The organism is Streptomyces sp. NPDC094032 (assembly GCF_040303965.1).
Lineage (GTDB): Bacteria > Actinomycetota > Actinomycetes > Streptomycetales > Streptomycetaceae > Streptomyces.
The window spans coordinates 52,832-77,990 of sequence record NZ_JBEOUE010000005.1 but is presented as its reverse complement, the minus strand read 5'-3'; the positions used below and the strand labels follow the sequence as shown (position 1 = coordinate 77,990).

Annotated in this window: 25 protein-coding genes; 17 read left to right on the top strand and 8 right to left on the bottom strand. The window is 72.8% G+C overall.

Annotated elements, in window-relative coordinates; all coding sequences use genetic code 11:
- Positions 1-34: 34 nt before the first annotated feature.
- The gene (locus ABTZ54_RS09970; protein WP_351659379.1) at positions 35-532 is read right to left on the bottom strand and encodes a GNAT family N-acetyltransferase; all 498 of its coding nucleotides are present in this window, start codon (positions 530-532) and stop codon (positions 35-37) included.
- Positions 533-578: 46 nt separating this feature from the next.
- Here ABTZ54_RS09970 and ABTZ54_RS09965 point away from each other — a divergent pair, with 46 nt between their 5' ends.
- Positions 579-1,499: a TIGR01777 family oxidoreductase gene (locus ABTZ54_RS09965; RefSeq protein ID WP_351659376.1), complete on the top strand. Its 921-nt coding sequence runs from the start codon at positions 579-581 to the stop codon at positions 1,497-1,499.
- A gap of 223 nt (positions 1,500-1,722) precedes the next feature.
- Positions 1,723-3,018, top strand: coding sequence for an NAD(P)/FAD-dependent oxidoreductase (locus tag ABTZ54_RS09960; protein WP_351659374.1), 1,296 nt, complete (start codon positions 1,723-1,725; stop codon positions 3,016-3,018).
- 19 nt (positions 3,019-3,037) lie between these two features.
- Here the strand turns inward: ABTZ54_RS09960 and ABTZ54_RS09955 are convergent, their stop codons facing one another.
- Positions 3,038-4,495: an NsdA family TPR-like regulatory protein gene (locus ABTZ54_RS09955; protein ID WP_351659371.1), complete on the bottom strand. Its 1,458-nt coding sequence runs from the start codon at positions 4,493-4,495 to the stop codon at positions 3,038-3,040.
- 344 nt (positions 4,496-4,839) lie between these two features.
- Between ABTZ54_RS09955 and lipB the strand changes: the two genes are divergently transcribed.
- From lipB to ABTZ54_RS09935, 4 genes are all read left to right on the top strand, one after another.
- Positions 4,840-5,667 (top strand): lipoyl(octanoyl) transferase LipB, encoded by an 828-nt coding sequence (gene lipB, locus ABTZ54_RS09950; protein WP_351659369.1) that lies wholly within the window; start codon positions 4,840-4,842, stop codon positions 5,665-5,667.
- Between the two features lie 102 nt (positions 5,668-5,769).
- On the top strand, positions 5,770-6,738 hold the full coding sequence (gene lipA / locus ABTZ54_RS09945; RefSeq protein ID WP_351659366.1) for a lipoyl synthase: 969 nt from the start codon (positions 5,770-5,772) through the stop codon (positions 6,736-6,738).
- Positions 6,739-6,923: 185 nt separating this feature from the next.
- Positions 6,924-7,133: an SCO2195 family GlnR-regulated protein gene (locus tag ABTZ54_RS09940; protein WP_351659363.1), complete on the top strand. Its 210-nt coding sequence runs from the start codon at positions 6,924-6,926 to the stop codon at positions 7,131-7,133.
- Between the two features lie 10 nt (positions 7,134-7,143).
- Positions 7,144-7,854 carry a DUF4191 domain-containing protein gene (locus tag ABTZ54_RS09935; RefSeq protein WP_351659361.1) on the top strand — a complete coding sequence of 237 codons (711 nt, stop codon included), beginning with the start codon at positions 7,144-7,146 and terminating at the stop codon, positions 7,852-7,854.
- Between the two features lie 124 nt (positions 7,855-7,978).
- Here the strand turns inward: ABTZ54_RS09935 and ABTZ54_RS09930 are convergent, their stop codons facing one another.
- Positions 7,979-8,446 (bottom strand): RDD family protein, encoded by a 468-nt coding sequence (locus tag ABTZ54_RS09930; RefSeq protein ID WP_351659358.1) that lies wholly within the window; start codon positions 8,444-8,446, stop codon positions 7,979-7,981.
- Between the two features lie 244 nt (positions 8,447-8,690).
- Between ABTZ54_RS09930 and glnA the strand changes: the two genes are divergently transcribed.
- Entirely contained in the window at positions 8,691-10,115 is a 1,425-nt protein-coding gene (glnA, locus tag ABTZ54_RS09925; protein WP_351659355.1) for a type I glutamate--ammonia ligase, read from the top strand.
- A 105-nt stretch (positions 10,116-10,220) separates the two neighbouring features.
- Here the strand turns inward: glnA and ABTZ54_RS09920 are convergent, their stop codons facing one another.
- Positions 10,221-11,180, bottom strand: a complete 960-nt coding sequence (locus tag ABTZ54_RS09920) for a hypothetical protein (RefSeq protein WP_351659353.1) — start codon at positions 11,178-11,180, stop codon at positions 10,221-10,223.
- Positions 11,181-11,370: 190 nt separating this feature from the next.
- Between ABTZ54_RS09920 and ABTZ54_RS09915 the strand changes: the two genes are divergently transcribed.
- The 4 genes from ABTZ54_RS09915 to ABTZ54_RS09900 all read left to right on the top strand — a co-directional run bounded on the left by ABTZ54_RS09915 (position 11,371) and on the right by ABTZ54_RS09900 (position 15,190).
- Positions 11,371-12,783, top strand: coding sequence for a hypothetical protein (locus tag ABTZ54_RS09915; protein ID WP_351659350.1), 1,413 nt, complete (start codon positions 11,371-11,373; stop codon positions 12,781-12,783).
- 13 nt (positions 12,784-12,796) lie between these two features.
- The gene (locus ABTZ54_RS09910; protein ID WP_351659347.1) at positions 12,797-13,045 is read left to right on the top strand and encodes a hypothetical protein; all 249 of its coding nucleotides are present in this window, start codon (positions 12,797-12,799) and stop codon (positions 13,043-13,045) included.
- Between the two features lie 250 nt (positions 13,046-13,295).
- A complete protein-coding gene (locus tag ABTZ54_RS09905; protein ID WP_351659344.1) occupies positions 13,296-14,024 on the top strand; it encodes a cyclodityrosine synthase in 729 nt (242 codons plus the stop codon).
- Positions 14,021-15,190, top strand: coding sequence for a cytochrome P450 (locus ABTZ54_RS09900; RefSeq protein WP_351659341.1), 1,170 nt, complete (start codon positions 14,021-14,023; stop codon positions 15,188-15,190). The genes ABTZ54_RS09905 and ABTZ54_RS09900 overlap by 4 nt, the downstream gene beginning before the upstream one ends.
- A gap of 53 nt (positions 15,191-15,243) precedes the next feature.
- Here ABTZ54_RS09900 and ABTZ54_RS09895 read toward each other — a convergent pair whose 3' ends face one another.
- Complete coding sequence (locus tag ABTZ54_RS09895) at positions 15,244-15,519, bottom strand: hypothetical protein (RefSeq protein WP_351659339.1); 276 nt, start codon at positions 15,517-15,519, stop codon at positions 15,244-15,246.
- Positions 15,520-15,668: 149 nt separating this feature from the next.
- Here ABTZ54_RS09895 and ABTZ54_RS09890 point away from each other — a divergent pair, with 149 nt between their 5' ends.
- Positions 15,669-16,028 carry an arsenate reductase family protein gene (locus ABTZ54_RS09890; RefSeq protein ID WP_351659337.1) on the top strand — a complete coding sequence of 120 codons (360 nt, stop codon included), beginning with the start codon at positions 15,669-15,671 and terminating at the stop codon, positions 16,026-16,028.
- 51 nt (positions 16,029-16,079) lie between these two features.
- Here ABTZ54_RS09890 and ABTZ54_RS09885 read toward each other — a convergent pair whose 3' ends face one another.
- Positions 16,080-16,979, bottom strand: coding sequence for a Gfo/Idh/MocA family protein (locus ABTZ54_RS09885; RefSeq protein WP_351659334.1), 900 nt, complete (start codon positions 16,977-16,979; stop codon positions 16,080-16,082).
- A gap of 296 nt (positions 16,980-17,275) precedes the next feature.
- On the opposite strand from ABTZ54_RS09885, the gene ABTZ54_RS09880 reads away from it, so the two are divergent.
- The 4 genes from ABTZ54_RS09880 (at position 17,276) to ABTZ54_RS09865 (ending at position 21,922) form a co-directional block, all read left to right on the top strand.
- The gene (locus tag ABTZ54_RS09880) at positions 17,276-18,685 is read left to right on the top strand and encodes a hypothetical protein (RefSeq protein WP_351659331.1); all 1,410 of its coding nucleotides are present in this window, start codon (positions 17,276-17,278) and stop codon (positions 18,683-18,685) included.
- Positions 18,682-19,830: an ARPP-2 domain-containing protein gene (locus ABTZ54_RS09875; RefSeq protein WP_351659329.1), complete on the top strand. Its 1,149-nt coding sequence runs from the start codon at positions 18,682-18,684 to the stop codon at positions 19,828-19,830. The genes ABTZ54_RS09880 and ABTZ54_RS09875 overlap by 4 nt, the downstream gene beginning before the upstream one ends.
- Before the next feature lie 150 nt (positions 19,831-19,980).
- Positions 19,981-21,012 (top strand): glutamine synthetase, encoded by a 1,032-nt coding sequence (gene glnII / locus ABTZ54_RS09870; RefSeq protein WP_351659326.1) that lies wholly within the window; start codon positions 19,981-19,983, stop codon positions 21,010-21,012.
- 367 nt (positions 21,013-21,379) lie between these two features.
- Positions 21,380-21,922, top strand: coding sequence for a winged helix-turn-helix domain-containing protein (locus ABTZ54_RS09865; RefSeq protein WP_351659323.1), 543 nt, complete (start codon positions 21,380-21,382; stop codon positions 21,920-21,922).
- On the opposite strand, the gene ABTZ54_RS09860 is transcribed toward ABTZ54_RS09865, so the two are convergent.
- Together ABTZ54_RS09860 and ABTZ54_RS09855 are read right to left on the bottom strand one after the other, a co-directional pair.
- The gene (locus tag ABTZ54_RS09860; RefSeq protein ID WP_351659321.1) at positions 21,923-23,356 is read right to left on the bottom strand and encodes a PepSY-associated TM helix domain-containing protein; all 1,434 of its coding nucleotides are present in this window, start codon (positions 23,354-23,356) and stop codon (positions 21,923-21,925) included.
- 55 nt (positions 23,357-23,411) lie between these two features.
- The gene (locus tag ABTZ54_RS09855) at positions 23,412-24,101 is read right to left on the bottom strand and encodes a hypothetical protein (protein ID WP_351659318.1); all 690 of its coding nucleotides are present in this window, start codon (positions 24,099-24,101) and stop codon (positions 23,412-23,414) included.
- Between the two features lie 200 nt (positions 24,102-24,301).
- Between ABTZ54_RS09855 and ABTZ54_RS09850 the strand changes: the two genes are divergently transcribed.
- On the top strand, positions 24,302-25,102 hold the full coding sequence (locus ABTZ54_RS09850; protein WP_351659315.1) for a tyrosine-protein phosphatase: 801 nt from the start codon (positions 24,302-24,304) through the stop codon (positions 25,100-25,102).
- Positions 25,103-25,159 lie beyond the last annotated feature (57 nt).

Below are 25,159 nucleotides of genomic sequence, written 5' to 3'. Positions count from 1 at the left end.
GCTCGGTCCCGGCCCAGCGCCCCACCCGCACCGCTCAGTCCAGCGCCCGCCCCATGCACACGTCGTCCACATACGCGCCCTCCAGCAGGAACTCCCCCGGCAGGACGCCCTCGACGGCGAAGCCCTCCGCCGCGTAGAGCGCGCGGGCCGGGGCGTTGTGGCCGAGGACCCGCAGGGTGATCCGGGTCGCGCCCTGCCACCGGGCGCGGTCCATCGCGGCGCGCAGGAGCGCGCGGGCGACGCCCTTGCCGCGGGCGGCCTCGCCGACGACGAGGCCCTGGATCTGGCGTACATGGGCGTTACTGGGGAGCGGGACGGACCGGGCGAGCCGGACGTAGCCGACGACGCCGGTGTCCGGCAGCTCCGCGACCAGGTAGTCCTCGGGCACGTGCCGCTCGTCGAAGAAGGGCTCGCCGCCCTCGGGGGCGGGCAGGACCGCGTGCAGCGGCGACCAGGTGGTGCGGTCGAGCTCGGCGAGGACGGGCTCGTCCGCGAGCAGGGCCGCGCGTATCCGAATCTCCGGAACGATCATGCGGGCCACTGTGCCACGGACCGGCCGGGAAGGGCAGGATGAACGCATGCAGCGCTCCCCCCGCCCCGCCGCCCGCAAGCGCGTCGCCGTCACCGGCGCCACCGGACTGATCGGCTCCGCCCTCGTGCGCTCCCTGCGCGCCGACGGCCATGACGTCCTGCGCCTGGTCCGGCGGCCCGCCGCCACGGCGGACGAGGTGGAGTGGGACCCGGCCCAGCTGTACGTGGACGCCGCCGCCCTCGTCGGGGTCGACGCGGTCGTGCACCTGGCGGGCGCGGGCGTCGGCGAGCGGCGCTGGAGCGAGGCGTACAAGAAGGAGATCCGCGACAGCCGGGTGCTGGGCACGCGGGCGGTCGCCGAGGCGCTGGCCTCGCTGGCCGAGCCGCCCGAGGTGCTGGTGTGCGGCACCGCGCTCGGCTACTACGGCGACACCGGCTCCCGCGCGGTGGACGAGAGCGCGCCCGCGGGCGAGGGCTTCCTGCCGTCGGTGTGCGTGGAGTGGGAGGCCGCCGCGGCCCCCGCCGAAGCGGCGGGCATCCGCGTGGCGTACGCCCGTACCGGCCTGGTCGTGGCGCGCGAGGGCGGGGCGTGGGGGCGCCTGTTCCCGATCTTCAAGGCGGGGCTCGGCGGGCGGATGGGCGACGGGAGCCAGTACTGGAGCTTCATCGCGCTGCACGACGAGGTCGCCGCGCTGCGGCACCTGGTGGACACCCCGTCGGTGTCGGGCCCGGTGAACCTGACCGCGCCCGAGCCGGTCACCAACCGCGAGGTGACCGAGGCGATGGGCCGCGTGCTGCGCCGCCCGGCCTTCTGCCATGTGCCGGCCGCCGCGCTGCGGGTGGCGCTCGGGGAGTTCGCGCAGGACGTGCTGGGCAGTCAGCGGGTGCTGCCGGGGCGCCTCTTGGAGACGGGCTTCGACTTCGCGTTCCCGACGATCGACGAGTCGGTGCGCGCGGCGGTCCGCTGACGTTCCGCCACCGCCGCCGCCCCCTTCGGCCCCGCCACCTGGCACCTTCCCCGGCCCCTCCCCGGCCCGGCCCCGCCCGTGCGCTCCCCCGTGCTGCGTGCACCCCGTCGCGCGCGGCTTCGCGGCGTGGGAGCGCTGCCTACTCTTCTGCGAACTCGGGCATTCCGGGGGCATGTTGGGGGCATAGGCCTCCCACCAACCGCGCCGACCTGGGGAGGGGCACGTGCTCAACAACTCGGACGTCGTCGTCGTAGGAGCCGGGATCGCGGGTCTCGCCGCGGCCCGGCTGCTGACCGAGGCCGGGCTCTCGGTCACGGTCCTGGAGGCCGCGCCACGGATCGGCGGCCGGATGGCGACCGACACCGTCGACGGCTTCCGGCTCGACCGGGTCGGGCCGCTGCTCACCACGCCACAGCTGGAGGGCGTCCCGCTGCGCGCCTTCGCCCCGGGGGTCGTCGTGCACAGCGACGGCCGGTACGGGAGGTGGGGCGCGCCGCACGCCCCGTGGAGCTCGCGGGGCGTGGGTTCCTCCGGCGTGGGGGGAGCGCGGGTCAGGGCGCGCGCCCTCGCGAGCGCCCCGCGGAATCCGGCCACCTCGCTGGACCAGGCGCGGCTCGGCGCCTCCCTGGTCCGGCTGGCCACGACGCCCGCCCAGCGGCTGCTCGGGCGCGCGGAGCGGAGCGCCCGCGAGGCGCTGACGGCCCGGCTGCCCGCGCGTACCGTCCAGGGGGTGGTGCGTCCGCTCGTCGCCGCGCTGCTCGGCGACCCGGACCTCACGACCTCCAGCCGCCGCGCGGACCTGGCGCTGCGGTCCTTCGCGCGGGGCCGGCCGAGCGTGCCCGCGGGCGGTTCGGACGCGCTGCCGGACCGGCTCGCGGCGGCGCTGCCGCCGGGCACGGTCCGTACCGGGGTGAAGGTCACCGAGGTGTCGATCGCGCGGGTCACGACGGCGGAGCACGGGGTGTTCACGTGTCGCTCGGTGGTCCTGGCGACGGGCGGCCGGACGGCGGCGGAGCTGCTGCCGGGGCTGTGCGTGCCGGAGTACCACGCGGCGACGGTGCTGCACCACACGGCGCCCCTCGCGCCCCGGGCGGACCCGGTGCTGCTCCTGGAGTCCGACGCGGGCGGCCCGGTGGCCCACACGGCGGTGATGAGCGCGGTCGACCCGGGCCGGGCGCCGGCCGGGCGGACGCTGATCACCTCGACGGTGCTCGGCACCGCGCCGGACGACACCGAGCGGCGGGTCCGCAAGCACCTGGCGACGCTGTACGGCACGTCGACGGACGAGTGGGAGCTGCTGGCGCTGCACCACACCCCGTACGCCTTCCCGGCGATGCGGCCGCCGTTCGACCCGGAGCGGCCGGTACGGCTCCTGTCCGGCCTCTACGTGTGCGGCGACCACCGCGCCACCGGCACCCCGGTGGGCGCCCTCACCTCGGCCCGCCGCGCGGCCATGAGCCTCCTGACGGACCTGGGGCTGCGCCCGGCGGGGACGGCCGCGGAGTCGGAGGCGGCGTAGGCGCCGCCCTTGGGAGGGCCTACCCCAGGGCCGCCACCCGGTCGCGGTAGGTCCGGACGGCCGGGGCGTCCCGGTAGGGCTCCAGGCGGCGTTCGAAGTCGCGGACGTACTCGACCGCGCGGGCCGAGCGCATCTCGGAGGCCTGCTGGGCGGCCTCGGCGCCCAGGGCGCAGGCCTGGTCGAGTTCGCCGAGGGCGAGCCGGGCGGAGGCCAGGACGACGCGGCAGAAGAGGCGGCTGCGGGCGTAGCCGGGGGCGCGGAGCTGGAGGGCCCGTTCGGCGTGCTGGGCGGCGGCGCGGTACTGCTGGAGGTCGCGGTGGCAGTGCCCGAACTCGTCGGCGAGCTGGGCCTCGTCGAAGGGCTTGGCCCAGTAGGGCACCTCGTCGCCGGGCCGGGCGGCCTCCAGGGCGCGCTCGGCGCGGGCGAGGGAGGCGCCGCAGGCCCGGGAGTCGCCGAGGACGGCGTGCCCGCGGGCCTCGACCGAGTGCAGCAGCGCCTGGACGACGGGCGGGGCGGCGGAGCCGACGCCCTGCTGGGCGACCCTGGCGAGCTGGACGGCCTCGCGGCCGTGCCCGAGGTAGACGGCCTGGTGGCTCATGGTGATCAGGACGTACGAGCCGTACGCGCGGTCGCCGGCCGCCTGCGCGAGCCGCAGCGCCTGGACGAAGTAGCGCTGGGCGAGGCCGTGCGCGGCGATGTCGTACGAGGTCCAGCCGGCCAGCCGGGTGAGGTCGGCCGCGGCCCCGAAGAGCCGGCGGCCGGTGTTCTCGCCGTACGTGCCGCGCAGCATCGGCTCGGCCTCGTGCTCCAGGTAGCGGACGAGGGCCTGGCGGGCGTGGCCGCCGCCGTAGGCGTGGTCGAGGGTGCGGAAGAGCTCGCCGACGGAGCGCAGGGCGGCGATGTCGCCGCCGGAGACGCGCTGTCCGGGGCCGCGGTCGGTGCCGCGCTGGCGGGGCACCGAGTAGCGGCCCTGGACGGGCACGCGCGGGTCCGCCGGGGTGCCGGCGGTCCCGCCGGGCTCGCCGCGGGCCACCCGTTCGTCGGCCCGGCCGATCAGCCAGTCCCGGCTGGGGACGACGAGACCGGCCGGGGTGAAGGCGATCTTCCGCAGCTCGGCGTGGCTGCCGGAGTCCTTGCGCCAGAGGCCGCTGACGATGTCGACGGCCTCCTCCGGCGTCGCCGCGAACTCCAGGCCCGCGTAGACCGGGGCACAGGCGTCGAGCCCCAGGTCCTGGGCGGAGAGGCGGCGCCCGAGGCGCCGGGTGAAGACCTCGGCGATCAGCGCGGGCGTCGTGCCGCGCGGCTGCTGCCCGCGCAGCCAGCGGGTGACCGAGGTCTTGTCGTACCGCAGGTCGAGCCCGTGTTCCAGGCCGAGCTGGTCCACCCGTCTGGCGAGGCCCGCGTTGGAGAAGCCGGCCTCGGTGATGAGCGCGGCGAGCTGGCGGTTCGGGATGCGCTGCGGGGGTCGTTCCGTCATCAGCTGTGCGGTCTCCTGCCTTCCGGGCCCGGGTCGCAGCCCGCCCGTCATGGACCCTCATGGCCCTCATGGAACGGCGTGAATTTAGCGGCAGACACTGCCCTAACCGCCACCTTCGCCCCACATTCATCCGATCGTGTGAGGAACATGGAGTGTTCTTTACGGCAGTCCCCGAAGCGCAGGCCTCCGGAGCAGCGCGCACGCGCCCCACGCACCTGCCGGACTGCTGTTCGGCGCTCCGCCGTACAGTGGCATGGGCGCGTATGACGCATGGTGCCGAGCCGGCTCCCGCCCCGGGACGACCCCCGGAACCCGGCCTTCGGCATCCAGGAGGAGGCATGGCCGTGAGTGAGCTGCGATTCGTCCGTCTGGGCTTCGGCGAGGACGCCGTCGAGTACCGGGCGGCGTGGGACAAGCAGCGCGAGGTGCACGCCGCCCGGTTCGCGGACGAGGTCGACGACACCTGTCTGCTGCTGGAGCACCCGCCCGTGTACACCGCGGGCCGGCGCACCGCGGAGAGCGAGCGCCCCCTGGACGGGACGCCGGTCGTGGACGTGGACCGCGGCGGCAAGATCACCTGGCACGGCCCGGGCCAGCTGGTCGGCTACCCGATCATGAAGCTGCCCCGCCCGGTCGACGTGGTGGCCCACGTCCGCCGCCTGGAGGAGGCCCTGATCCGCACGGCCGCCGACTTCGGCCTGGAGACCACCCGCATCGAGGGCCGCAGCGGCGTCTGGGTGCTCGGCGACCCGGTCGAGCAGCGCCCCTCGCTCGGCGGGCTCTCGCTGGACTTCGACCCGCGGCTGACCGACGACGAGTTCGACCCCCGGCTCAACGGCCCCGAGTACGCCCCGTCCAACGCGGGCCAGCGGCGCGAGGACCGGAAGCTGGCGGCCATCGGCATCCGGGTCGCCAAGGGCGTCACGATGCACGGCTTCGCGCTCAACGTGAACCCGGACAACACCTGGTTCGACCGGATCATCCCGTGCGGCATCCGCGACGCGGGCGTGGCCTCGCTCGCCAACGAGCTGGGCCGGGACATCACCATCGAGGAGGTGCTCCCGGTGATCGAGGGGCATCTGCGGGAGGTCCTGGAGAACGCGGAGCTCAGGCCGCGGGAGACCGAGCGTCCGGCGGAGACCGGGCGGGCCACGGAGACCGCCTCGGTCTGAGGAATGCGTGGTCCTGGCCAGAGGTTGGCCAGACGTAGTAAGGCATGGGAAGCAACGGCGTACCCTGGTGTGCGCCGAAGAATCGAAGCTACAGGAGCCGATGTGTCCGCAGTCGCACCCGACGGACGCAAGATGCTGCGCCTGGAGGTCCGGAACGCCCAGACCCCCATCGAGCGCAAGCCCGAGTGGATCAAGACCCGCGCGAAGATGGGACCGGAGTACAACAAGCTCCAGGGCCTGGTGAAGAGCGAGGGCCTGCACACGGTCTGCCAGGAGGCGGGCTGTCCCAACATCTTCGAGTGCTGGGAGGACCGCGAGGCGACCTTCCTCATCGGCGGCGACCAGTGCACGCGCCGCTGCGACTTCTGCCAGATCGACACGGGCAAGCCGCAGGCGCTGGACCGTGACGAGCCGCGCCGCGTCGGCGAGTCCGTCGTCACGATGGACCTGAACTACGCCACCATCACCGGCGTCGCCCGCGACGACCTGGAGGACGGCGGCGCCTGGCTGTACGCGGAGACCGTGCGCCAGATCCACGAGCAGACCGCGGGGCGCGCCGAGGGCCGCACCAAGGTCGAGCTGCTCGCCCCCGACTTCAACGCGGTGCCGGAGCTCCTGGAGGAGGTCTTCGCCTCCCGCCCCGAGGTCTTCGCGCACAACGTGGAGACCGTGCCGCGGATCTTCAAGCGGATCCGCCCCGGCTTCCGCTACGAGCGTTCGCTGGAGGTCATCACCAAGGCGCGTGACTACGGTCTGGTCACGAAGTCGAACCTGATCCTCGGCATGGGCGAGACCCGCGAGGAGGTCAGCGAGGCCCTCCAGCACCTGCACGACGCGGGCTGCGAGCTGATCACCATCACGCAGTACCTGCGCCCCTCCGTCCGGCACCACCCCGTGGAGCGCTGGGTGAAGCCGCAGGAGTTCGTGGAGCTGAAGGAGGAGGCCGACGAGATCGGCTTCTCCGGTGTGATGTCGGGCCCGCTGGTCCGCTCCTCGTACCGGGCCGGCCGCCTCTACCAGCAGGCGATCGAGAAGCGCGCGGGCGCCGTCGAGGCCTCGCAGGCCGTCTGACCAGCGCACTCCCGACGCGGCCGTCCGTCCGGACGGCCGCGTCGGCGTAACGGGAGCACCCCTTCGGCCCTGCCGACGCCGTCAAGGTGTCATCAGTGTTTGACCGCGGGGTCACGCCCTGGTAACACCGATCTGTGAGGATTTACTCACTCACCGCCACCGAGCGTTCACGGAGGCCCTCGCCCATGCAGGCCGCGCAGATCCGCGCCACGGCGCTCCCGTCCGTCACCGACGCCCTCCGGGCCGTCGAGTCCCTGCTGCTCTCGCGCGGGCAGCGCAGGGCCCGCCGCAACGCCTGGACGTCGGTCCTGGAGGACCGCCGCCGCGCCAAGGACCGGGTCGAGGCCCAGCACGTCCTGGAGGCGGTGTCGGGCCAGGCTTCCCGGGCCACGTAAACTTCAGGACATGGCGAGGAGTGCAAACACGGGCGGCGCTGACGCCGCGAACCCCGGGCGACTGAAGCAGATCGCCCTCACGTACAAGATGACCCGGAAGGCCGATCCCAAGGTCGGTCTCGTCGTCGCGGGCGTGGGCATCGTCGTACTCGGTGTCTTCCTCGCGATCGGGTTCCTGATCGGTCACCCGGTCTATCTGGGCATCCTCGGCTTCGTGCTGGCGTTCCTGGCGATGGCCATCATCTTCGGGCGGCGCGCCGAGAAGGCGGCCTTCGGGCAGATGGAGGGCCAGCCGGGCGCGGCCGCGGCGGTGCTGCAGAACATCGGGCGCGGCTGGACGGTCACCCCCGCGGTGGCGATGAACCGCAACCAGGACGTCGTGCACCGGGCGGTCGGCCGTCAGGGCGTCGTGCTGGTCGGCGAGGGCAACCCGAACCGGCTGAAGACGCTGCTCGCGGCCGAGAAGAAGAAGGTCGCCCGCGTCGTCGTCGACGTGCCGGTGACCGACATCATCGTCGGCAACGACGAGGACCAGGGCCAGGTGCCGCTCAAGAAGATCCGCACCAAGATGCTGAAGCTGCCCCGGCTGCTGTCCGGCCCCCAGGTGACCGCCACCAACGACCGGCTGCGCGCGATGGGCGACCTGATGAGCAACATGCCGCTGCCAAAGGGCCCCATGCCCAAGGGCATGCGGATGCCGCGCGGCGGAAAGATGCGCTGAGCGTACGAAGAGCTGAGCGCACGAGGACGGGAATGACGGGAAGCGCCCCGGACCTGATCGGCTGATTGGCTGATCGGTCCGGGGCGCTTCCCGTTGTACGTGTGCGGTCTCGCCGGGGTCTCGTTCAGATGCGGACCTGGACGGCGCCCGAGAAGCGGTCGTGCAGGCCGCGGCCGTCCCGGTCCCAGATGAGGGCGGGGATGGCCAGGCAGACCAGGAGGCTGCGCAGGACCACTCGCAGGATGCCGAGGCGGCCGCCGTGCACCGAGGCCACCCGGAGGCCGAACAGGCGCTTGCCGGGGGTGGAGCCGACGGTGCCGACCGTGAGCACGCTCAGGACCAGCAGGATGAGCAGCGCCCAGTTGCCGGTGGCCTGGCTGTAGCCGTCGGTGATCAGGCCGTATGCGATCAGCATGCAGAGGGCCCAGTCGACGGCGAGGGCGCCGAGCCGGCGGCCGGGGCGGGCGATCGAGCCGGGCCCCTCCTCGGGCAGACCGAGCTGCTGCCCCCGGTAACCGAAGTCCACGCCCGCGTCTTCGGCCGCCGCGCGGGGTCCGGAGAGCCATGATCCGAGTGCTTGCCTGTTGTCCACCCGACCACGGTACTGTGCCCGTTTTTGATCACTTCGGCCTGGGTCGGCACGGGCGCGCGGAGGGCCCGGTGAGGGCTTGGGGAGGGCTTGGGGCGCACCCGCCCCGGTTAACTTCGACGAAACAAATGGGTCATGCTTGAGAAATCCCGTCTGCCTATGGTCGGGTCCTGCGTGTGCCACCGCACTGGCCGCACGACCGAGCTGCAAGCCCGCCCCTCCCCGGGCCGGGAGTAGGAGGAGTTGGATGTCCGAGAAGCACGGGTTCCAGAACGCCGACGAGGTCCAGAAGTTCATCAAGGACAACGACGTCAAGATGGTCGACGTCCGCTTCTGTGACCTTCCGGGCGTGATGCAGCACTTCACGATCCCGGCGACGGCCTTCAACCCGTCGGAGGAGCTCGCGTTCGACGGTTCGTCGATCCGCGGCTTCCAGGCCATCCACGAGTCGGACATGGCGCTGCGCGCCGACCTGTCGACGGCCCGGGTGGACCCCTTCCGCCGCGACAAGACGCTCAACATCAACTTCTTCATCCACGACCCGATCACGGGCGAGGCCTACAGCCGCGACCCGCGCAACATCGCGAAGAAGGCCGAGACCTACCTCGCCTCCACCGGCATCGCCGACACCGCGTACTTCGGCCCCGAGGCGGAGTTCTACGTCTTCGACTCGGTCCGCTTCGAGACCTCGGCGAACCAGGGCTTCTACCACATCGACTCCGAGGCCGGCGCCTGGAACACCGGTGCGGAGGAGAACAACCGCGGTTACAAGGTCCGCTACAAGGGCGGCTACTTCCCGGCCCCGCCGGTCGACCACTTCGCCGACCTGCGCTCCGAGATGTCCCTGGAGCTGGAGAACGTCGGCCTCCAGGTCGAGCGCCAGCACCACGAGGTCGGCACCGCCGGCCAGGCCGAGATCAACTACAAGTTCAACACGCTGCTGGCCTCGGCCGACGACCTGATGCTGTTCAAGTACATCATCAAGAACGTCGCCTGGCGGAACGGCAAGACCGCGACCTTCATGCCGAAGCCGATCTTCGGCGACAACGGCTCGGGCATGCACGTCCACCAGTCGCTGTGGTCCAACGGCGACCCGCTGTTCTACGACGAGGCCGGCTACGCGGGCCTGTCGGACACCGCGCGCTACTACATCGGCGGCATCCTCAAGCACGCCCCGTCGCTGCTCGCCTTCACCAACCCGACGGTGAACTCGTACCACCGCCTGGTCCCGGGCTTCGAGGCCCCGGTCAACATGGTGTACTCGCAGCGTAACCGCTCCGCCGCCATGCGCATCCCGATCACGGGCTCGAACCCGAAGGCCAAGCGCGTCGAGTTCCGCGCGCCGGACCCGTCCTCGAACCCGTACCTCGCCTTCTCGGCCCTGCTCCTCGCGGGCCTCGACGGCATCAAGAACAAGATCGAGCCCATGGAGCCGATCGACAAGGACCTGTACGAGCTGGCTCCCGAGGAGCACGCGAACGTCCCCCAGGTCCCGACCAACCTGGAGGCCGTCCTCACCGCCCTGGAGGAGGACAACGAGTACCTCCAGGCGGGCGGCGTCTTCACGTCCGACCTGATCGAGACCTGGATCGACTACAAGCGCACCAACGAAATCGCCCCGATCCAGCTCCGCCCGCACCCGCACGAGTTCGAGCTGTACTTCGACCTCTAAGCCGGTGAGCTGCGGAAACGCAGCTGATACCTCGTCGTGTCCGCAGGTCGGCGTCTCGCCGGCCTGCGGGCACGCGTATGGACCGCTTCTACGAGCCGGCGGGAGCTATTCCGCGGCGGGTTCGGGAACGCGCCAGAGGATCGGGAAGCGCTCCGCGTCCGGCAGGCTGAGCGGGCCCGGCGGGCCAATCTGCTTGATCAAATAGCCGAAGACCATGTGGTGGGCTTCCTCGGACACCTCGTCCCAGGTATCCGGCGTCACGATCATGACCTCCCTCATCAGGCCCAGGTCCGACTCGTTCTCCAGCATCCCCGCCCGGTCGTCCCGGTCCATCGTCTCGTCGGCCCGCATCGCGCGGATCGACTCCGCGAGGAGGTTGGGCTCCGCCCGCAGGCGGCGGCGCACCTCCTGGCAGCCGTGGCGGAATGCCGCGAACGCGTCCATCGCCTCCCGGTCCATGTCCTGGTAGCCGTAGGGCGTGCCTTCGGTGGCTCCGATGTAGTCGCCCTTCAGCGTGTGCAGCAGGACCCGTAGGGCGTGCTCGGCCCCGTCCTCTTCGATGAACCTCTCCATCGCCCGGATCCACACGTCCTCGGAGACGATCGGTTCGTGCGGGACCGCGAGCCCGGGGGCGATCTGGATGGCACTGAACGGGTTGACCAGGATGCCCATGATCATCTCGGGTGTCCATGTGCCGTCCTCCCCGCCCCAGCCGCTGTTGGCCAGCTCCTGGAACGACTTCCTGGCGCCCTTCTCCCCTTCGCGGACCGCGCGCCACAGCAGCAGGAACCTTCCGGCCTCCGTCTCCTCGTCCCGAGGCGGGCTGCACAGGGCTGCCAGCGCCACCACGATGTCGCGCACCGTCTCCCAGCGCGGAAGCTGCTTTCCGTTGATCGCCGAGCGCACGGTCTCGTGGCTGGGTCCCGACAGCGCGTCGTCCCGTTCGCGGATCAGCGCGCTCACCTTGCGGTAGCTCAGCTCGCCGGCCGCCCGGTGCAGTTCCTGCAACGCGTCGACCAGTTCCTGATGCCGGCCATCCGGCCGGGACTCATCGGGGGTGCCCACCACGGGGATCCTCCTCTTTCGGGGCCGGTGAACTCCGGCGGAGGTGTCAAGTTTCGCCGCCACGGCAGGCACCCGCAGTCAGCTTCCGTCATATTCGACGCCCGATCGTCCACCTCGTGACTAACGGCAGAACACCCAGGTGAGCATGGTGAGGACAGCAACGGAGCACGGCACCCAAGGAGTTCTCCACGTGCACATTCCCGCCTACGCGCACGGCACGATCCGTGCCGCCCTGCCCGCCTTGCCGACAGGCCGGCAGATGGCGAACCTGGACTGCTGCGTGTGCGGCACCCCGTTCGGCCGGGATCTCGGGTCGGTGCCACTCGCGTCCGATCCGGAGACCGGCCCCTCCGGGTGCCGCCCGTGCCTGAGCCAACTGGTCACCCGGGCGCGGGAGGCCCGGGATTCCGCCCTGTGGCGGAACGCCGAGCAGGCCCGCAAGGATGCGGAAGCCTGGGGAGCCCACCGCGACCACTACGTGAGGCGGCTCGAAGCGGTCCGGCGGGCCGCGGAGGCGGTCGCCGAGGTGGCGGGGAACGAGGAAGTCCCCGTCCTGCGGATCGCCTGGCTGTCGGTAGCGCTGGAGTCGGCCCACGCCTGGATCTCCGACGCCCCGGAACCTCCCGCCTCGGTCGACCGGGAGGACCACTCGCTGAACCACGCGGAACTGCTGCTGGGCGACGCCATGATCACGGCCCGCGAGACCGTGGCCGACCGGCTCGTCTACCACCTGATCAACGAGGCGCAGCCTGGGGAACCGGAGATGTGCGAGGAGCTGGAGTGCCCGGAGGGCTGCTCGGGACGGCACGACACGTCACACATCGACTGCGGACCCGACACCGTCTTCGAGGACCTTCGGGAGCACGGCATCATCATCGAGGACCCCGGCCCAGGTCCCCTGTCCCCTCGCATCGCCGCGCTGTTCGCGCCACGGCCCGAGGATCCGCCTTCGCTGTTCCCCGAGCTGAAGGAGCAGGCTTCGGCCGCGCTCCTTCCGCTCGGAATCGACCCCGACGACCCGGAGGCCCTGCTGAGCGCGGCGGCGGCCGGGCTGGTCGCCGAGGCGTTGTCGAGCAAGGCGCTCGAGGCGATCAGCGCGGCGCCCGGCGGTCCGGACGCCGGGGATCTCTTCGCGCAGGAGGCCGACTTGTACCGCCGAGCCCGCAAGGCGCTCGTCGCGGCCCGCGACGGCGGGCCCGAACGGCTGGGCGCGTTCACAGCCGTCGCCACGGATCAGGACCTCCCCTGGGCGGGGGGCTCCCTATTCACGCTGCGGTCCTCCTCCGGGCCGGTGGCCGACTTCGTCCGGGACGTCGAGCAGCAGGTGTGGATCACCGGAGAGGTGATGCGCCGCCAGGGCTGGCGTACGGCGCTCCTGCACCGGGCGTTCACGGCCGTCTTCCGGAGCGCACACGGCTTCGGGATGCCCGGCTGGCCCGCTGTGGTTGACGCCGCGATGCAGCGCCTCGCCTCGCTGGACCGGACGTCCGCGCCCGCGGAGCTCACCGATCTCGGTGCCGTGGAGACCGCCCTGCTGCGGGAGCCGGACCGGCTGGGAGTGAACGCCCTCGGGTGGCTCGCCCGCCATGGCGTCCTCGGTTAGCGGGGCTCGCGTAATGAGCTGGGATCAGGCGGCCTTGTTCGTGCTCGCGTCGTTCGGCTGCCTCACTCTGCTGCTGACACAGATCAGCGAGGTGCTGACGCGGGTGCCACCGATCATCCGTGCCTGGCGGCGGGTCCGGAACGAGCTGCGCCGCGGCATCCATGAGCGTCCGGCCGCCGGCCGGCCGGATCGGGGGGAACCCGCGGAAGACACGGAGGCGGAGGAGGTGACGGCGCGGCGCGAGGAGAGCCGAGGCGAGTGACGAGAGGCCCGGGAGCACTTTGGCTCCGGCTGCACGTCTCCTGCGGCTGGCTGTCCTCGGCGCCCGTGCCGCCGCCCGAGGTCCGTGTCGCCTGCGCGACGGGAGTGCGAAGAGCTGACGAATTCTCGCTCCTACTCACGGGTAGTCCATTCGCTCTCCGTGACCGGCCGGTAGCGTGTCGTCGTCGTGGCCGCCACACCCGGGGCACTGGGCTCCGTTGGGACTAGTGGGTGCGATGAGGGAACCGAACGTGACTCAGGCGGCTTTCGCCCCTGTGGAGACGCTTCTGCTTCAGCCGTATACCGAGCATTGCCGCGTCATCGCCGACGAGGGCGCGCACGTGGTCATCGGCGTCTCCCCGGGGAACAGCTACTTCACGGCCCAGCGACTGCGCGAGCTCGCGCGCTGGGGGCTCGCACATTTCGAGACGGTCGACTTCGTCTATACCGATCTGCATGTCGCCGACATGTACGAGGCACTCGGGTACGGGGCCGACGAGGCGCGGCGGAAGGCCGTGAAGAATCTGCGGGGGGTGCGGGCCAAGGTGCACGCGGCCGTGGGTGAGGGGGATCCGGCGGGGGTGCGGATGCGGGCGCGGGGGATGTCGGAGTTCGCCGCCCTCCCCGAGTACCGGGCGTTGCACCGGGAGACCTTGGCCGCCTTGGACGGGGATCCTGTGGTGCGGCGGACCTGTGACGCGCTCGCCGGGATCTTCATGGCAGGGAAGCTGGCGCCGGGGCAGGAGGTCAGTGAGCGGCAGCGGGAGGTGTGCCGGGAGTACATCTGTGCCGAGGTGCCGCTGTTCCTGGACACGCCCGCGATCCTCGGGGTGCCGTCCTCGCTGAACGTCTACCACCAGGCCCTGCCGCTCGCCGACCTGCTGTACGCCCGGGGGTCAGGGCTGCGGGCCTCGCGCAATCAGGGGCATGGGATTCTCACGCCCGCCGGCATCACCCGTACCGAGGGAGATTCGCGATGACCGCCATCAGCTTTCCCTTTGACTGGGACGGGACCCGGCTGCCCGAGGAGATCGGGCGGCTGCGTGCCGAGCCCGTGTGCACAGTGCGGACCATCGCGGGGGACGAGGCCTGGCTCGTCTCCTCGTACGGGTTGTGCCGGCAGGTTCTGGAGGATCCGCGGTTCAGTCTGAAGGACACCTCCGCGCCGGGGGTGCCGCGGCAGTACGCGCTGACCATCCCGCCGCACGTCGTGAACAACATGGGCAACATCACCGGGGCCGGGCTTCGCAAGGCGGTGATGCGGGCGATCAGTCCGAAGGCGCCCGGGCTTGAGGAGTGGCTGCGGGCGCGGGCCGGTTCGCTGGTGGACGCGCTCGTGGGCGAGGGCGCGCCCGGGGAGTTGCGGAGCGGGTTCGCCGACCCGTACTCGGCGGGGCTGCACTGCCGGCTGCTCGGCATCCCCGAGGACGACGGGCCCCGGCTGCTGCGGAGCCTGGACGTGGCGTTCATGAACGCCCCGCGCGAGATCGAGGCGGCGCGGCTCAACTGGGACCGCGACATGGCGTACATGGTGGCGCGGCTCGACGATCCGGCGACCGGCGGGCTCATGGCGGAGCTCGCGGCGCTTCGGGACGATCCCGACTACGCGCATCTCACGGACGAGATGCTCGCCACCGTCGGCGTGACCCTGTTCGGGGCCGGGGTCATCTCCACCGCCGGATTCCTGACGATGGCCCTGGTGTCGGTCCTGACCCGGCCGGATGTGCGGGACGCGCTGGCCGGGGGCGGGGTCGTCGGGGCCATGGACGAGCTGCTGCGGGTGAATCTGTCGATCGGCGACGGGCTGCCGCGCATCGCGCTGGAGGACGTGTGGCTGGGTGACGTGCTCGTGCGGGCCGGTGAGCTCGTGCTCGTGCTCGTGGAGGCGGCCAACCACGATCCGGAGCACTTCGCCGATCCGCTGGTGTTCCGGCCGGGGCGGGAGAACGCCGCCGACCATCTGTCGTTCGGCGGGGGCCGGCACTATTGCCCGGCCACCGCGCTCGGGAAGCGGCACGCCGAGATCGCCCTGGAGGTGGTGCTTGAACGGCTGCCGGGGCTGCGGCTCGCGGTGCCGGTCGAACAGCTGGTGTGGCGTACCAACTTCATGAAGCGGTTGCCCGAGCGGCTGCCCGTGGCCTGGTAGGGCGCCCGGCCGCGTGCGCTGCCCGGCCGTGGGCCGGGCAGCGCCTCACCCGGTCAGCGGCCGTAGCGGATCAGGGCGCGGACCATGTGGCAGGTGGTGTCGGAGGGCGGGTGGATGCCGAGCTGGACGGCGGTCGTGCGGATCTTCGCGTTCGTGGCCCGCGACGGGATGTAGACGCCCGCGTCCAGCAGGGCTATCGCGAGGCGCATGGCCTTCAGTCGGCGGTTGTGGGTGACGTACCACTCGCGCGGGCGGCCCGCGGGGAGCGGCTGCTTCTGGAGGGGCTTCCACTGTTCGATGGACGGTGTCCGGATCACGGCGAGAGCCATGCGCGACCTCCTGGCGAAACGGTGGGCGAGAGCCCTCCCCGGGACCCTCACCTTCACCCCCGATTTTAGTCGCCCCCACTGACAATCGCCCCTGGTCGGACGGGCTTTAGTGGCTCGTCGGGCAGGTCTTCGGGGGTACGTTGGAGGGCATGGAGATCTGGATCAATCCCGCCTGTTCGAAGTGCCGCAGCGCGCTGACCCTGCTGGACGCCGAGGGCGCCGACTACACCGTGCGGCGTTACCTGGAGGACGTGCCGAGCCCCGACGAGATCCGGGCCGTGCTCGACCGGCTCGGCCTGGAGCCGTGGGACATCACGCGCACCCAGGAGGCGGCCGCGAAGGAGCTCGGGCTGAAGGACTGGCCCCGGGACGCGGCGGGCCGGGACCGCTGGGTGGAGGCGCTGGCCGCGCATCCGAAGCTGATCCAGCGGCCCATCATCACCGCCGAGGACGGCACGGCCGTCGTCGCCCGCACCGAGGAGGCGGTTCGGGACGCGCTGTCCCGCTGACCCGGGCCGGGCGTTTCCGGCGCGCTGTCCCGCTGACCCCGGCCGGGCGGCTCAGGCGGACGCCGCCTCCGCCTCCGCCAGGATCTCGGTGAGCCGCACCCCGAAGCGCACGTCGCAGGCGTGCGGCTCGCCGCTGCGGGCGGCCTCCAGGAGGGCGTCCACCGCGCCCCCGAACGCGCCCAGGGCGCCGTCCCAGCCCGGCATCGTCACCCGCCCCCGCTCCCCGTACAGCGAGAGCGCGGCCTCGGCCGCCCCGGGCGGGGCGCTGAGGGTGAGGGTCGCGGTGCTGCTCGCGCCCGAGGCATGGCGCAGGACCAGGTGCCGGGTGTCCTCCGGGCCCCTGGCGCAGGTCACCGAGGTGACGTCGCCGAGGACCGGCAGGTAGACGGAGAGAACGTGCGGGCCGACGTCCCACAGGGCGCCCTTCTCGCGCCGCCACGGGGACGCCGCGTACGCGCTCTCCGAGCCCGGCGCGAAGAGGGAGCCCAGCCAGTGCGCCTCGCCGAGGAACCAGCCGCCGGACGCCGCCTGTTCGTCGATCCAGCGGGCGGTGGGCTCCGCGAACCGCAGGGTGCAGAAGACCACGGAGGCGACGCCCGCCGCCGTCACGGCCGCCGCCAGGTCGCGGGCCGCCCCGGCCGAGGTCGCCACCGGCTTGTCGAGGATCACATGGCAGCCGGCCGCCGCCGCCCGGGCCGCGAGCGGGGCCTGGACGTCCGGCGGCAGCGCGAGGGCGACGGCGTCGCTCGCCTCGAACAGGGCGTCCACGTCCTCGTACGCCCGCGTCCCGAACCGGGCGGCCAGCGCCGCCGCGGCCTCGGGCCGCCTGCCCCAGACCCCGGCGAACTCGACGCCCTCGTGCGCCGCCAGCGCGGGAGCGTGCGTGCGCTCGGCCCAGGGGCCGGTGCCGAGCAGACCGATACGGGGCTTCGCGCCGGGGATCTTCGTCATGCCCCCAGTCTGCCGCCCCGCTCGGACATCCGGACCCGGGGTCTCCCCGGACCCGACCCGGATCCGACCCGCAGCCGACCCGGAGCCGAGCCTCAACCGACCCTGCCCCGCCCCGAGCCCACGCCCGCCCCCACCCCAAAACCCGGATGCCCCTCCCCCGCCCCGGTGTTAGCGTCGACCCCGCCGGCCGCGGGACTCCGGTGCGACTTCCGGGACCTGCCTCTGAAGCAACGTATTCGCTGTTCGCACCCCCATTCCCCGGCCGGCACCCCCGCAGGCACGCAAGGAGCATCCGGATGTCCGATCTCGTCGCCGCCGAGGACGTCCTGCTCTTCGTCAACGCGGCCCTCACGGCCACCGGGCAGCGCGAGTTCCGGTCCACGGCCGAGGAGCAGCGGCTGTCGCTCGACTTCCTGCACGCGTACGTGTGCGTCAACTACCGGCCCCTGTACGCCGCCGCGCTGGCGCTCGACATCAACGACCACAACGCCGGCCTGATCGCGGAGCGGCTGCTGCGCACGCCCCGGGAGGCCGGGCCCGGTGAGGGGCGGCTGATCGCGGCGCGGCTCGCCGTGATGCCGCCGCAGCGCGTGTACCGGCTCTTCGGCGCCCTGCGCGCGGCCGGGGTCAACAACCGCCGCACCCGCGCGATCGTGCGCGACTGGCTGGCCGGGCGGCCCGATCTCGCGCACGACGCCGTGAAGTACCGGCCCGGTCTGAAGGCCGCCGTCCGGCACACGCACCTGGCCTTGTCCGGAGGGGCCGGGGAGGCCGGGGAGGTCGGGGACTTCCTCTTCGCCCCGGGCCGCAGGAACCGTTACGCGGACCGCACGCTGGAGGCGTTCCGTCGGGCTCCCCACGAGCAGGGGGCGCTGTACGAGCTGCCGTTCACGGTCGCCGAGGGGTTCGCCGCGCGGCACGGGGTGGCCCGTGAGGTGTTCCTGGAGCGGATCGCGCCGCGCATGACCCGGCTGGAGCGGCTGCGGACGCGCCCCGGGCGGACGGAGCTCGGTGTGATGCCGCTGACCCGGCTCGCGCTGTACGTGGTGTCTCTCCCCTTCGGGGAGAGAGTGGCGCGCCGTGCCGAGCTGACGGGGGCGCTGCGGGCCGCCGCGGGGCGGGTGGCGGGGCCGTACGCGGGGAGCTGGGGGCGGGTGGCGGCCGTGCTCGACGACAGTTTCTCGTCCTCCGGTTCGGCGGTGAAGCGGCGCCGTCCGCTGGCGGTCGCCCTGGGCTGCCACTTCCTCCTGGAGGCGCTGGCCGCCCCCGGCGGGTACGCGGCGCACTGGACCTCGGGCGCCGGTGATCCGCTGCTGGTGCGGCCGTGGGGGCCGACGCCGCTGGGGACGCGGATCCTCGACGCCCTGGAGGGGCCGCAGGGTGCCCCGGAGCGGCTGGTGATCGTCTCGGACGGCTGGGACAACGCGCCGCCGGGGCTCGCGGGCGAGGTGCTGCGGGTGTGGCGGGAACGGCTCGATCCGGGGCACCGGACGAGCGTGGTGCATGTGAACCCCGTATACGACGCGGAGGTCTTCGACGTGCGCCGGCTGGCTCCGGGTGTGCCGACGGCCGGGATCCGGGACGCGGAGGACCTGCCGGCGCTGGTGGAGATCGCGCGGTTCGCCGAGGGGCGTGAGCGGCTCGCGGAGCTGCGGGCGTATCTGGACCGCCGGGTGGAGCTGTTTCTCGGGGAGGGGGCGCGGTGACGCGGATCGATCTGACGGGGCTCGACGTCCGGCCCGCCCAGGTGTGGGGCGGGGTGCGGCTGGTCCCGCTGGTACGGGAGGAGCCGGTCGAGGGGCTGCGGCTGCACCGCAGGGTGTACGAGGGCGGCCTCGGCCCGGTGGAGCTCGGCGACGGCACGGCGTACTCCTCGTACATCCCGCACGGTTTCGTCGCCGACTGGTCGGGGGCGGGCGCGGAGGCCGCCGCCTATGGGACCCGGCTCGGGGAGGAGCCGCCCGCCTCGATGCCGCTGCGGCGGCTGGCCCGGCGCCGCAGGGGTGAGCAGCGGCTGCGGTTCCTGCCGCTGCACCTGGCCCTTGAGGGGTATCTCGCGCTCCACTTCGGCGGTCCTTCGGTCGCCTGGGAGGAGTGGTCCGGGGAGGCGGTGCGCCGGGGTCTCTCGCCGCGCGCGGAGGCCGCGTACGGCGGGTGGCAGGTGCCGGGGCTCGCCGAGGCGCTGCGGGTCTTCGAGATCCATCCGGGGCAGTGCGGGATGCTCCTTTACGTGTCCGACGCGCTGGCCGCGGCCTTCGTCGTGCCGCATCCCGAGGACTACCGGGTCCTGCATCCGACCCTGGTGGAGGACCTGTTCGGGGAGCTGGTGCACCAGTACGCGCACTATGGGGCGCCGGTCGCGGACTTCACCGCGTCCCTGGAAAGCGGCGCTGTCCATTCGCTGGCCCAGTTGCGGGCCGCCGCTCGGGCGCAGGAGCGGGCGTGGGCGCAGGCGCACGACGCCCTGATGGCGCGGGACCTGCTTGAGACCCCGTACGCCTTCGAGCGGGTGCACCGGATGGGGGACTTCCGGCTCTTCCGCTTCCTGCCGCCGTTCCTGCGGTCGGGGCAGGAGCAGCACATCGGCGAGCTGATCAGCGACCACCGGGGGCGGACGGCGTACCTGAAGACGTTCCGGCTGTCGGAGAGCCAGATCCGGCGGGGGCATCTGCTGCGCCGGCTCGCGGACCAGGACTGGCACCTGGGGCGGACCGCGGAGGCGCTGGGGACCTCGTACGCCGAGCTGGTGGAGCGGATCCGGCGGGCCGGGTTCGGGACGCTCCTGAACGCGCACGTGGTCGCACGCCGGATCCGGGATACCGGGGATACCCGGGATACCCAGGAAGGCTGAGTAACACGGGGTTCACAATCGGGCAACCATCGGGAAATCCGATATTGCGATGCTGCGCGCAGACACCGCCACCGCAGCTCTCGCAGCGTCGCGAGCGTAGCGAAGCCCGGTGCACCGAGCACCCGCAGCGCACGCCAAAGGATGAGGCCCGTGACCTTCAAGGCTGAGTACATCTGGATCGACGGAACCGAGCCGACCGCCAAGCTCCGCTCGAAGACGAAGATCATGCCGGGCACGGGCGCCACCCTGGAGGAGCTGCCGCTCTGGGGCTTCGACGGTTCCAGCACCAACCAGGCCAAGGGCCACGCCTCGGACCGGGTCCTCAAGCCGGTCTTCTCCTGCCCGGACCCGATCCGCGGCGGCGACGACGTCCTGGTGCTGTGCGAGGTCCTGAACACGGACATGACGCCGCACGAGTCCAACACGCGTGCCGCGCTGGCCGAGGTCTACGCGAAGTACGCCGCCCAGGAGCCGATCTTCGGCATCGAGCAGGAGTACACCTTCTTCGACGGCGAGCGTCCGCTCGGCTTCCCGGTCGGCGGCTTCCCCGCCCCGCAGGGCGGCTACTACTGCGGTGTCGGCGCGGACGAGATCTTCGGCCGTGACGTCGTCGAGGCGCACCTGGAGAACTGCCTGACGGCGGGCCTGGGCATCTCCGGCATCAACGCCGAGGTCATGCCCGGCCAGTGGGAGTTCCAGGTCGGCCCGCTGGCGCCGCTGGAGGTCGCCGACCAGCTGTGGGTGGCCCGCTGGCTGCTCTACCGCACCGCCGAGGACTTCAAGGTCACCGCGACGCTGGACCCGAAGCCGGTGAAGGGCGACTGGAACGGCGCGGGCGCGCACACCAACTTCTCCACCAAGGCGATGCGCGAGGGTTACGACGCGATCATCACCGCGTGCGAGTCGCTGGGCGAGGGCTCGAAGCCGCTCGACCACGTGAAGAACTACGGCGCGGGCATCGACGACCGTCTGACCGGTCTGCACGAGACCGCCCCGTGGGACCAGTACTCCTACGGCGTCTCCGACCGCGGCGCCTCGGTGCGCATCCCGTGGCAGGTCGAGCAGGACGGCAAGGGCTACATCGAGGACCGCCGTCCGAACGCGAACGTGGACCCGTACACGGTGACCCGCCTCATGGTGGACACCTGCTGCGAGGCCCTGGAGCGGGCCGGTCAGGTCTGATCCGCCGCCATCCTCGAAAAGGGGCGTCCGCCGTTCGTACGGTGGGCGCCCCTTCCGGTATGTGGGAAGCACATGTGGGCAGCGCGACACGGGTTTTGGCCGACCGAGGGCTGCCCACCACACTTCCCTCCTGGTTTAATAGGGATATGGCCAGCATCGAGAACGACACCGCGAAAGGTCGCCACGACCTTGAGCCGTTCTGGCCTTCCCGTCAGCACCATGACTTCGACCGGTGCTGTCGACGCGTGAGGAACGCGTCGGCCCTCTAAAGCCCCCGACCGGTAGGTCCGGTCCTCCGGCCTTCGGCCGACGCGCATGACGTACGACGCCTGTCCGTCCGTAACTCGCGCGAAAGAGTTGAGCTTTCATGGCCATTTCCCAGGCTGCCGCCACCCTCACCCCGCTCCATCCCCGCGCCGACCGGCACCGACTCCGGTCCGTCGCCCCCGACGAGGTCGCCGGTCTCGCGCAGGTCGCCGACTTCCTGCCGCCGGGCGCCACGCTCCTTCCGGCGCCCCAGCACACCCTGCCGACGCTGCCCGGCCGGCCGCCGATGGTCGGCTATCTGGTGCTGCTCCCCGCCGACCAGCAGCCGCCCGCCCCGGTGGCGGCGGAGCCGGCCGGCGAGCAGGGGCCCGTGGCCATCGACGGCGTCCAGCGGGTCGCCGTCGTGGACGGCCGGGCGCTGGACCTGACGTATCTGGAGTTCGAACTGCTCGCCCACCTCGTGGCCCACCCGCACCGGGTGCACACCCGCGACCAGCTGGTCACCACGGTGTGGGGGTACGGGCACGTCGGCGACGGCCGGACCGTCGACGTCCATGTGGCCCGGCTGCGCCGCAAGCTGGGCGCCGAGCACCGCCACACGATCCAGACCGTGCGGCGGGTCGGCTACAAGTACACCCCCTGATCAGGGAGTCGTGGCGGGGTTCCGGCGCCGGAGCCTCGTCACGAGTCCGGCCGTCGCGTCGACGGCCACGAACAGCAGCAGGCTGAGCCCGAGCAGCGGCACGAACCAGGCCACCAGGGCCGTCCCCGCGAGCAGCGGCAGCAGCATCGTCGGCGGCACCTTGCGCCAGGCGCCGCGGGCGACCGGGCGGCCCGGGCGGCGCAGCCACCACATGCGGTAGCCCCACAGGACCAGCAGGACGAGCGCGAGTCCGAGGGCGGCGAGCGCCAGTTGGTTGAACAGGCCCAGGAAGACACCCATGTGGGCGTCGATGCCGATCCGGGTGAGCTGGGCGAGCAGCGGGTAGTCGGCGAAGCGGAGCTCGTCGAGGACGGTGCCGTCGGCCGGGTTCACGGCCACCGAGTCCAGCTCGACCGGGAACTGCTTGTCGGTCTCCTTGACCACGTATCCGGCGCCCTCCGCCGGGAGCACGACGGAGATCTCGGGACTGTCGATGCCGGCCGCGCGGGCCGCGGCGACCGCCTTGTCGATGCCGATGTCCGTGCCCTTGGGCGCGGCGGGTGCCGGGTGGTGGCCGGCGCCGTGGCCCGCGTGCTCCCCCGCTCCGGCCGCGCCGCCGGGCGTGACGGCGGCGGAGAGGGCCGGGGTCGCGCCGCCGAGCCGGTCCTGGACGGAGCCGATGTTCTCGCCCGCGTACCGCGACCAGGTCAGACCGGTGGCGGAGAGCGCCACCAGACCGGCCACCGTCCACAGGCCGACCGTGCCGTGCCAGGAGAGCGTGCGGCGGCGGGACTTCGGACCGCGCTCGGGCAGGAAGAGCGCCCGCCGGTTCTTGCGGCGGCGGCCGATCCACAGCAGCAGGCCGCCGAGCGCGACCACCCACAGCCAGCTGGCGGCCAGCTCGCTGTAGTTGCGGCCGAGTTCGCCGAGGTGCAGGTCGACGTGGAGCCCGGAGATCCAGGTGCGCAGCGGGAGCGCGCCGGAGCTGCCGTAGCTGGGCAGCTGTCCGCGTATCTCGCCGGTGTACGGGTCGACGAAGACGCCCATGGAGGTGCCCTCGGGGGCCTCCGGGTCGGCCATCAGGACCCGGGTGGTGGCGCCGGGCTCGGCGCCGGGCCAGACGGCGGTGACGGTGCCGTCGGGGTTGGCCGCGCGGGCCAGCTCGACCTGGCGGGAGAGCGGCAGAGCGGTGGCGTCGGCGGGGACCGGGACCTCCAGCTCGTGCGCGTACACCAGCTTCTCGGCCGGTACGGAGAGCGCGTAGAGCACGCCGCTGACGGCGGCGACGAGGAGGAACGGGGCGACGAGGACGCCCGCGTAGAAGTGCAGGCGCAGCACGAGCGGGCGCAGGGCCGCCCAGCCGCTCGGCCGGGCGGGGGGTTCGGGGGTGCGCGGCTCGGCGGATTCCGGGCGCGCGAGGTCGTCGATGGTCATGACGGTCCTAGGAGTGTGTGTCGGCAGGGGGATGCGACCCCCGGGCCGATTCACGTCAGACGTGTGCTCCGAGGGCCGTGGCGCGGGGTACGGCCCGGCCGGGCGGGCCGCGCCGGGAGACCGCGTGCGCGAGGACGACACCGCGCAGCCTGCGGGTGTACGGGGCGGTGCGCGCGGGACGGAGGGCCGGAGGTACGGGGGCGAGGACGCGTACGGCGGCGAGCGCGAGGCGCAGCGGCGTGAACGCGGTCGCGGCGACGGCCCGGGCCAGCACGAACAGCGCGGCCTCGCCCCGGGCGAGCCAGAGCCCACAGGCCAGGGCGGCGAGCAGGTGCGCGAGGAGCATGCCGGTGGCGGAGCCGGGGGCGGCGCCCATGGTCATGGTGTGGGCGGTGTGGGCGGTGGCCGCCATGGAGGCCATGGGGTCCATGGCGGACATGGCGGACATGGGGTCGGTCGTGCCCATGTGGTGCAGGGCGGCCATGGCGGCCATGGGGTCGGTGGAGCCCATGTGGTCCATGGCAGCCATGGGGGCGGTGGAGCCCTTCCCACCCATGGCGCCCATCGCGCCCATGGAGCCCTGTTCCCCCGCCCCGAAGATCAGGTGGAGCGCCCCCTGCACGGCGGTCAGGCCGGTCGCGATGGCGAGGGGGCCGCGGCGGTGGCCTGCGGCGGTCCAGGCGAGGGTGGCCGTCGCGGCGAAGGCCAGGAGGAGCGAGTGCCACGGGATGGCGTGGGCAGACATGGACGAATGCCCCACCGCGGCCAAAGTGACGCACACCGCCGCGAAAAGTGCGGCCCGGAGGGCGCGCAGCGGCGACCTGGGGTGCGTCATGGTGCGGCCATGCTGTCATCCCCGCGCCCGGCGCGGCAGACCGCCCCCGACGCCCATCGGCTACGGTGAGCGGGGAACTGCTTTTGTACCGGTTTCGTAGGAGTCGACGTATGCCCGCCATCCCCGCCTCCACCGTCGCCAACCTCCGCGGCCTCGGCACCATCCCGCTGGGCGGGGGCCGCAGTGTCCGCGAGGGCCTGGTCTTCCGTTCCGGGCAGCTCGACCGGCTCGATCCGGCCGACCCGGTGGTGGCCGCGCTCGGCATCCGTACCGTCGTCGACTTCCGCACCGCCGCCGAGCGGGCCGAGCGGCCCGACCACCTGCCGCCGGGCGGGCGGCTGCTCGTCGCGGACGTGCTCGCGGACTTCCTGGCGACCAGCGGGCTGCCGCCGGCCGCCCGGCTGAAGACCCTGCTCTCCGATCCGGCGCTCGCCGAGGAGCATCTGGGCGGGGGCCGGGCGCGGGCCGCGTTCCAGCGGACGTACCGGGCCTTCGTGAACACCGAGTCGGCGCGCGCCTCGTACCGGGCCTTCCTCACCGAGCTGGGCGATCCGTACGCCGGGCCGCTGATCTTCCACTGCACGGCCGGCAAGGACCGTACGGGCTGGGCGACGGCGGTCGTGCTCTCGCTGCTCGGCGCGGACGAGGAGACGGTCATGACGGAGTTCCTCGCGGTCAACCCGGCGGTCCGGCAGGCCTTCGCGCCGCTCATCGAGGGCTTCACCGCCCAGGGCGGGGACCCCGAGCTGGCGCTCGCGCTGATCGGGGTCGTACCGGAGTACCTGGAGGCGGCGCTCGACGAGGTGGCGGTGCGGCACGGGTCGATGGAGAAGTACGTACGGGAGGGGCTCGGCGTCCCGGACGAGGTGACCGCGCTGATCCGGGAGCGGCTCACGGTGTACGCGGCCTGACCCGCGCCGGGCCGGGCCGTACGGGGGGCCTCCCTGACCCGTACGGGGGACCCGGCC

Excerpts from the sequence above, each read along its gene's own strand:
- ABTZ54_RS09860 (WP_351659321.1), bottom strand. The coding sequence starts at position 23,356 with ATGACCATCGACGACCTCGCGCGCCCGGAATCCGCCGAGCCGCGCACC.
- ABTZ54_RS09895 (WP_351659339.1), bottom strand. The coding sequence starts at position 15,519 with ATGGCTCTCGCCGTGATCCGGACACCGTCCATCGAACAGTGGAAGCCC.
- ABTZ54_RS09965 (WP_351659376.1), top strand. The coding sequence starts at position 579 with ATGCAGCGCTCCCCCCGCCCCGCCGCCCGCAAGCGCGTCGCCGTCACC.
- ABTZ54_RS09935 (WP_351659361.1), top strand. The coding sequence starts at position 7,144 with ATGGCGAGGAGTGCAAACACGGGCGGCGCTGACGCCGCGAACCCCGGG.
- ABTZ54_RS09850 (WP_351659315.1), top strand. The coding sequence starts at position 24,302 with ATGCCCGCCATCCCCGCCTCCACCGTCGCCAACCTCCGCGGCCTCGGC.
- ABTZ54_RS09855 (WP_351659318.1), bottom strand. The coding sequence starts at position 24,101 with ATGTCTGCCCACGCCATCCCGTGGCACTCGCTCCTCCTGGCCTTCGCC.
- ABTZ54_RS09865 (WP_351659323.1), top strand. The coding sequence starts at position 21,380 with ATGGCCATTTCCCAGGCTGCCGCCACCCTCACCCCGCTCCATCCCCGC.
- ABTZ54_RS09910 (WP_351659347.1), top strand. The coding sequence starts at position 12,797 with ATGAGCTGGGATCAGGCGGCCTTGTTCGTGCTCGCGTCGTTCGGCTGC.
- ABTZ54_RS09900 (WP_351659341.1), top strand. The coding sequence starts at position 14,021 with ATGACCGCCATCAGCTTTCCCTTTGACTGGGACGGGACCCGGCTGCCC.
- ABTZ54_RS09970 (WP_351659379.1), bottom strand. The coding sequence starts at position 532 with ATGATCGTTCCGGAGATTCGGATACGCGCGGCCCTGCTCGCGGACGAG.
- ABTZ54_RS09955 (WP_351659371.1), bottom strand. The coding sequence starts at position 4,495 with ATGACGGAACGACCCCCGCAGCGCATCCCGAACCGCCAGCTCGCCGCG.
- ABTZ54_RS09890 (WP_351659337.1), top strand. The coding sequence starts at position 15,669 with ATGGAGATCTGGATCAATCCCGCCTGTTCGAAGTGCCGCAGCGCGCTG.
- ABTZ54_RS09880 (WP_351659331.1), top strand. The coding sequence starts at position 17,276 with ATGTCCGATCTCGTCGCCGCCGAGGACGTCCTGCTCTTCGTCAACGCG.
- glnA (WP_351659355.1), top strand. The coding sequence starts at position 8,691 with ATGTCCGAGAAGCACGGGTTCCAGAACGCCGACGAGGTCCAGAAGTTC.
- ABTZ54_RS09885 (WP_351659334.1), bottom strand. The coding sequence starts at position 16,979 with ATGACGAAGATCCCCGGCGCGAAGCCCCGTATCGGTCTGCTCGGCACC.
- ABTZ54_RS09940 (WP_351659363.1), top strand. The coding sequence starts at position 6,924 with ATGCAGGCCGCGCAGATCCGCGCCACGGCGCTCCCGTCCGTCACCGAC.